This is a genomic window from Telluria sp. ZT3P26 (assembly GCF_059686035.1).
In genome coordinates this window covers 1-5832 of record NZ_JCASII010000018.1, presented here as the reverse complement: position 1 = coordinate 5832, position 5832 = coordinate 1, and the positions used below count along the sequence as shown (strand labels likewise).

The window sequence follows — 5832 nt, the reverse complement described above, 5'->3', positions numbered from 1 at the left end:
AACGTATTTCTTTTTTGTGAACATTTGATAATTTAAGTAATCAAGAACCGAAGTTCTTGGCACCTTCATCAAACGCCCACACTTATCGACTGTTAATTTTTAAAGAACTTTATTCGGCGCATCTTGCTGTTAGTAGCGAATCGTTTTGTTCGCTGCAGCAGAGAAGAGAGATTATGCTGTGTTTCCGAAATCTCGTCAACTCTTTCTTTTCGCTTCGTCTCAGATTTCTCTGTAGACCTTGCTCTCGTAACCACTTGATTACGTTAACAATTTCGGTCAGTGCCGAAGCGGAGGCGAACTATAACAAACCTCGCCCGGGTTCCGCAAGCCCCCTCACAAAAGAATCTGCACGACACACCATTCGTCCGTCGGTCAGCGCGCGAGCAGGATTTCAGCTCTCAAGGTATATTCTTCGGCTAAATAATATAAGACTAACTTTTATGCTCTGCATGAACCACTTTGAGGAACGAATGAAGCATCCTGTCCTGCGCCGCACCACGATCGCCGCCCTTTGCGCCTGCTGGCCACTCGCTGCCATTGCCGACGACATCCGCAATCCGATGAACGTGGTGGTCGTCAGCGGCACCCGCGCGGAACACACCAGCTTCGACCTGCCTGCCGCGATCGATGTCGTCGATGCGGCGCAGATCGGCGCGGCGCAGTTGCGCGTGAATGCGTCCGAAGCACTGGCCGCCGTGCCAGGCATCGTCGTGCGCAATCGCGAGAACTACGCGCAAGACCTGCAGATCTCGTCGCGTGGCTTCGGCACGCGTTCCGCCTTTGGCGTGCGCGGTGTGCGCCTCGTGGCCGATGGCATCCCGGCCACCATGCCGGACGGTCAGGGTCAGGCCGCGACCTTCAACCTCGATCTCGCCGAGCGCATCGAAGTGCTGCGCGGCCCCTTCTCCGCGCTGTATGGCAATCACTCGGGCGGCGTGGTCCAGCTGTTCACGCGCGAGCCGACCGACAAGCCAACGGTCGAAGCCTCCTTCACCGGCGGCAGCTACGGCCAGCGCAAGCTCGATACGAATGCGTCGGGCCGCAGTGGCGGCATAGGCTACTTGATCGATGCGTCGCGTTTCGAGACCGATGGCTATCGCGATCACAGTGCTGCCACGCGCGATCAGGCGTATGCCAAGCTGGTGGTCGAGCCGACATCGACCAGCCGCCTGGTGATCACAGCCAGTGGCCTGCGCCAGGACGATACGCAGGATCCGCTCGGCGTGACGTGGGATACCTTCCGACGCGATCCACGCGCGGGTGAGATCGACACCACCGATACGCAATCGCCGAAACGCACGCTCGCCGAGCGCTACGACACGCGCAAGAGCATCAACCACAAGCAGTTCGGGGCAACGTTCGAGCAACGCTTCGGCCAGGATCGCCTGCAGGTCACAGCCTACGGCGGCAATCGTCGCGTGATCCAGTACCAGTCGTTCTCGCGCGGCTTCCAGGCGCCGCCGACACACTCGGGCGGCGTCATCGATTTCGACCGCGACTTCTACGGCATCGACGCTAACTGGCGTGCGGTGCGCACCGTCGCCGGCGGCACGCTGCGTACCACGGCCGGCCTTGAAATGGCGGAGTCCAAGGATGCGCGCCAGGGTTTCGAGAATTTCATCGGTAATACCTTCGGCGTGAAAGGCAATCTGCGGCGCGACGAACAGAACGACGTCACCAGTGTCGATCCGTATGTGCAAGTCGAATGGGAACGCGATCAGTGGGTGCTCACAGGCGGCCTGCGTCACAGCCGCGTGGACTTCGACGTCGAAGACCGCTATCTCTCCAACGGCAACGACAGCGGCGGCACCGACTTCCGTCACACGACGCCACTGGTCGGTGTGCTCTACAAGATTTCGCCGACGCTGAACGTGTATGCCAGCGCGGCGCGCGGCTTCGAGACCCCGACGATGAACGAGTCGTTCTATTCAGGTACGGGCGGTGGCTTCAACTTCGCACTGCAACCGGCAATCGGCACGCACCTCGAAGTCGGCGCCAAGGCGATGGTGGCCAGCGGTGTGCGCGTGAACGCCGCCCTATTCCAGGTCAAGACCAAGGATGAACTGGTGGTCGACGCATCAGCGGGCGGCCGCACCAGCTATCGCAACGCAAGCGCGACGCTGCGCCAGGGCGGTGAGCTGTCGGTCGACGCTGAACTGGGTGCAGGCTGGAATGCGCGCCTCGCCATGAGCATGCTGCATGCAATCTACGACGAGGGCTTCGGCGCCGTGCCAAAGGGCAGCCGCCTGCCAGGCGTGCCCAAGTCGAGCTTCTACGGTGAATTGGGCTGGAAGGAAGCGGCGGGTCGTTACGGCGCGGCGCTCGAGACGGTCGCCAACAGCAGGGTGTATGCGGAAGACACCAACACCGCGCAGACGGCACCCGGCTATGCGGTCGTCAATGCCCGCATACAGGCGAGCCAGCAATTTGGCGGCTGGCGCCTGCGCCAGTTCGCGCGCCTGAACAACCTGTTCGACCGCGACTATGTCGGCTCGGTGATCGTGGGCGACGCGAACCGCCGCTATTACGAAGCGGCGCCCGGTCGTAACTGGCTGCTGGGCGTCAGCGCACAGTATCAGTTTTAGTCAGATCCACCGCAGCCGGGGCCGGGGCCGGGGCCGTAACCGGCGGCTCCTGTCCCGGCAGCGCGACATCCGGATACAGGCGCGCCAGCGTGGCCGTCACCGCCGGCACCAGGACAGCCTCCACCAGTCTGGTGGCTGCGCCCAGGTCCGGCGCGGCGCGCACGGACTGCCACAGGCGTGCGCCATCGACGCCGCGTGCGGCCAGCGCGCTTTCGGCTTCGGCCTGCCAGAATGGCGGCGCCTCGCTTTCGACGTAGTTGCCGCGTCCGCGCCCGAAGTGCGCCACTGCCAGATAGCGCAGGATCGCGCTCACCAGCATCTGCTGCAGGAAGGGATCGGCGAACTTCACGTTTGCCTGGTTGCGATCGGTCCCCTGATTGAAGCCCCATGCGGCGCCGGCAGCGGTGATGCCGCCTGCGATCGCGCCCAATAAAGCACCGGCGCCCATCGTCAGCCCGCCCGCCATCAAATCAGCCGACAGGCCAGTGGTCGCCCCCGCCACCACTGCCCCCAGCAATCCGGCCTGCGCCTTGTCCACGGGTGCGTTGACCGCGAAGTTGTCGCGCACGCGCGCATTGACAGCAACGGCCTGGCCCGGATCGATGCGGTACAGGGACAACATGCGCGCCGTCGCGTGATTGATGCCGTCGTTCAGGCGCTGCACAAGCGCTGCCATTGCCAGCTCCTGGCGGCGCACTTCATCCTTGCCGATGCCGACCGCTTTCAGGGCGCTGCGCAGCATGCCCGGTCGTTGTTCATCCAGCGCCTCGGTGTCACGCGCAGCAGCTGCAATCTGTTCGGCGCTCATGTGCAAGGCACTTGCGTAGCGCTCGCGATTGCGCGCCGCCCAGGCAGACAGCAGGCGCGCGTACGCTGGCTGCTTGTCGGCTGCAATCAGGTGCGTGACCGATTCGTAGAACACGTGTTCATGCACCCAGCAGCGCGCGAATGCATCGAGCGGCAGCACTTCCCTGACCACCGAGTACTGGGCCAGGTGCTGTTTCCAGCGCTGCGGCTCGGCCTGTTCTTCACTCGCTGGACGCGGTGGCCCCATCTGGTTGAGCAGCACGACGACGGGTTTGCCGAGCCACTCGAGGATATTCATCTCGGACGGCAGATAGCCCGCATCCTGCGGCGACTCGGACGAATTCACCAGATACAGCACGACGTCTGCTTCTTCACGCGCAGCGCGCAGCGCCTGCTGGCTGAGGAAGAACGGCCGGTCGCGATAGCGGTCGAAGACCTCGCGCAGGAACCAGCCGATCGGATTGCCGGCCATGGCCAGGCGTTTGTGCAGGCGCACCGAATCACCGAAACCCGGCGTGTCCCACAACACGAGCGAGTCGCCACCCGGTGTGGACATCAGCGGATACCCCTGCGAAATCTGGGTCACATGCGCAGCGTCGCGGATTTCGCCGACATCCATCCCGACCAGCGTGCGGGCGAGCGTCGTCTTGCCGTTGTTGGTGTGCGAGACCAGGGCAAACTGGATCTTGGCCGGCTGGTTCATCGCAGCTCCGGCAGGGTCAGGCCCGCGCCCAGTTCAAGCGGATGCTTGTCGGGTTCGAGCAGGTTGACGACGTGCGCGGACGTGCCATGGAAACTGCAGAACTGGCGCCACAGAGAATGACGCTCCGCGGCGCGTTCGGTGCCGACCTGGTCACCAATACGCTCGAGCAGTGGTGACTCGTCGAGCAGCACGGCGACACCGCGCGGCACGTGCTTGACCAGGTAGTCGAGCAGCGCGCCGTGGTTTTCTTTCTCCGGCGTCGCAGCTAAGCTGAACAGCACGGTGGTGACCGTAATGCCGGCTTCATTGAGCATCGTCTCGCGCAGCGCATCTTTCGGCTCGACGCCATACGCGACTGCCGGCAGCAGCTGCACCCTCGCCTGCCCGCCCAGCGACGCGGCGGCAATCGCCCACAGGCCGCGGTCGCGCGGCTCATCGAGCGTGTAGGTGTAAGGAATCACGCGCAGCACGGCCGGCGCGCTGGTGCCGATGCTGTCGGCCAGCTTGCGATAGTACGGCTGGTCGAGGTCGAGCGGGAAGTGGCGTGACAGATGGCGCGCGCGCAGGCCGGCAACAATGGCGAGCAGCACGCGTGGCAGGATCACCACCAGCAGCAACGTCGCGCCATACAGATGCACCCAGCGTTCGCCAACCGGGAGGCCGGCGCTGCCACCGAAGCGCAGCTGTTCGATCTCGGCCAGCGTGAAGCCTTGCAGGAACGGGAACACGGCCAGCGCCGGCGTGAAGAGCCACGACAGCAGCGTGTGCACCTGCTGGGCGTCGAGGAACGTGCTTTCCCATCCGGTGACGTATTGGGTGAGCAGGCCACGGGCATATAGCGACGCGACCGCGCCGAGCGCAAAGCCGGCAGCTGCGAGATGCACCGTGCGGCTCAGGCGCGCACGTGTGAGCGGTTCGCTCAGCACGGCCCAATCGGCCAGGAAATGGGCAACACCTTCGGCCAGTGCCGTGGGCAGCTTGCGTGGCGCAACGGCCTTGCCGACGCTCAGGCGACGCAGCAGGGGCGCCCCGCTCTTCTTCCTGCGCGCGGCAGGCACGACTCCCCATACCAACAGGCCCAGGTACACCAGCAAATTCCACGCAATAATGATCAGGAGCGGTGCAGATAACAGGTCGACCCGGTGCGGATCGGCGATGCGGTCAAGCGCGGCGCCAAGCACGAAGGCGATGAATGGCAGCGCGAACCAGATACCACGCATGCCGGGGGCGCGGCGCTGGAATGCGCCGAAGGCCGGCGTGCGTTCGCCGAGGCGCTTGAGGATTTGCTCGGCGCGTTGCTGCAGGAAGTGTTCCTGATTGACGGCAGTGTGGCTGTCGGCCGCCTGCCAGGCGGCCAGTTCACGTGCGCTGCGGGTGGCGTACTTGCGATCGTCGTCGCTCAGTACCGTGTGGCCAACGTCGGCGTGCTCGATTGCGCGCGCCAACACGACATTGCGTGCGACCTGTTCATTCATGCTGTTCCCGTGATTGAAATGACAATGCTGATGGAAGCATTGTGCACCAGATTTACGGGTGTTGGTGGTGGGGTGGCGCACCGTGCCGGTCACATCGATAAAATCGATCGCCCAAAGCGAAAAACCCCCACTCAAATCATTGAGCGGGGGTTTCTCTATATAACTAGCCTGACGATAACCTACTTTCACACTGGTTGCAGCACTATCATCGGCGCAAAGTCGTTTCACGGTCCTGTTCGGGATGGGAAGGGGTGGGACCGAC

Annotated in this window: 3 protein-coding genes and 1 rRNA gene; 1 reads left to right on the top strand and 3 read right to left on the bottom strand. The window is 63.5% G+C overall.

Annotated elements, in window-relative coordinates; all coding sequences use genetic code 11:
* The first annotated feature begins 470 nt into the window (after positions 1-470).
* Positions 471-2585, top strand: a complete 2115-nt coding sequence (locus AC56LN_RS23305; RefSeq protein ID WP_499574938.1) for a TonB-dependent receptor family protein — start codon at positions 471-473, stop codon at positions 2583-2585.
* Here AC56LN_RS23305 and AC56LN_RS23300 read toward each other — a convergent pair.
* From AC56LN_RS23300 to rrf, 3 genes are all read right to left on the bottom strand, one after another.
* Positions 2563-4095, bottom strand: coding sequence for a DUF3482 domain-containing protein (locus AC56LN_RS23300; RefSeq protein WP_499574937.1), 1533 nt, complete (start codon positions 4093-4095; stop codon positions 2563-2565). The genes AC56LN_RS23305 and AC56LN_RS23300 overlap by 23 nt on opposite strands.
* Positions 4092-5570: a DUF2868 domain-containing protein gene (locus AC56LN_RS23295; RefSeq protein WP_499574936.1), complete on the bottom strand. Its 1479-nt coding sequence runs from the start codon at positions 5568-5570 to the stop codon at positions 4092-4094. The genes AC56LN_RS23300 and AC56LN_RS23295 overlap by 4 nt, the downstream gene beginning before the upstream one ends.
* A gap of 166 nt (positions 5571-5736) precedes the next feature.
* Positions 5737-5832, bottom strand: a 5S ribosomal RNA gene (rrf, locus tag AC56LN_RS23290); the annotation flags it as partial.

Coding starts and splice junctions, on each gene's coding strand:
- AC56LN_RS23300 (WP_499574937.1), bottom strand. CDS start 4,095: ATGAACCAGCCGGCCAAGATCCAGTTTGCCCTGGTCTCGCACACCAAC.
- AC56LN_RS23305 (WP_499574938.1), top strand. CDS start 471: ATGAAGCATCCTGTCCTGCGCCGCACCACGATCGCCGCCCTTTGCGCC.
- AC56LN_RS23295 (WP_499574936.1), bottom strand. CDS start 5,570: ATGAATGAACAGGTCGCACGCAATGTCGTGTTGGCGCGCGCAATCGAG.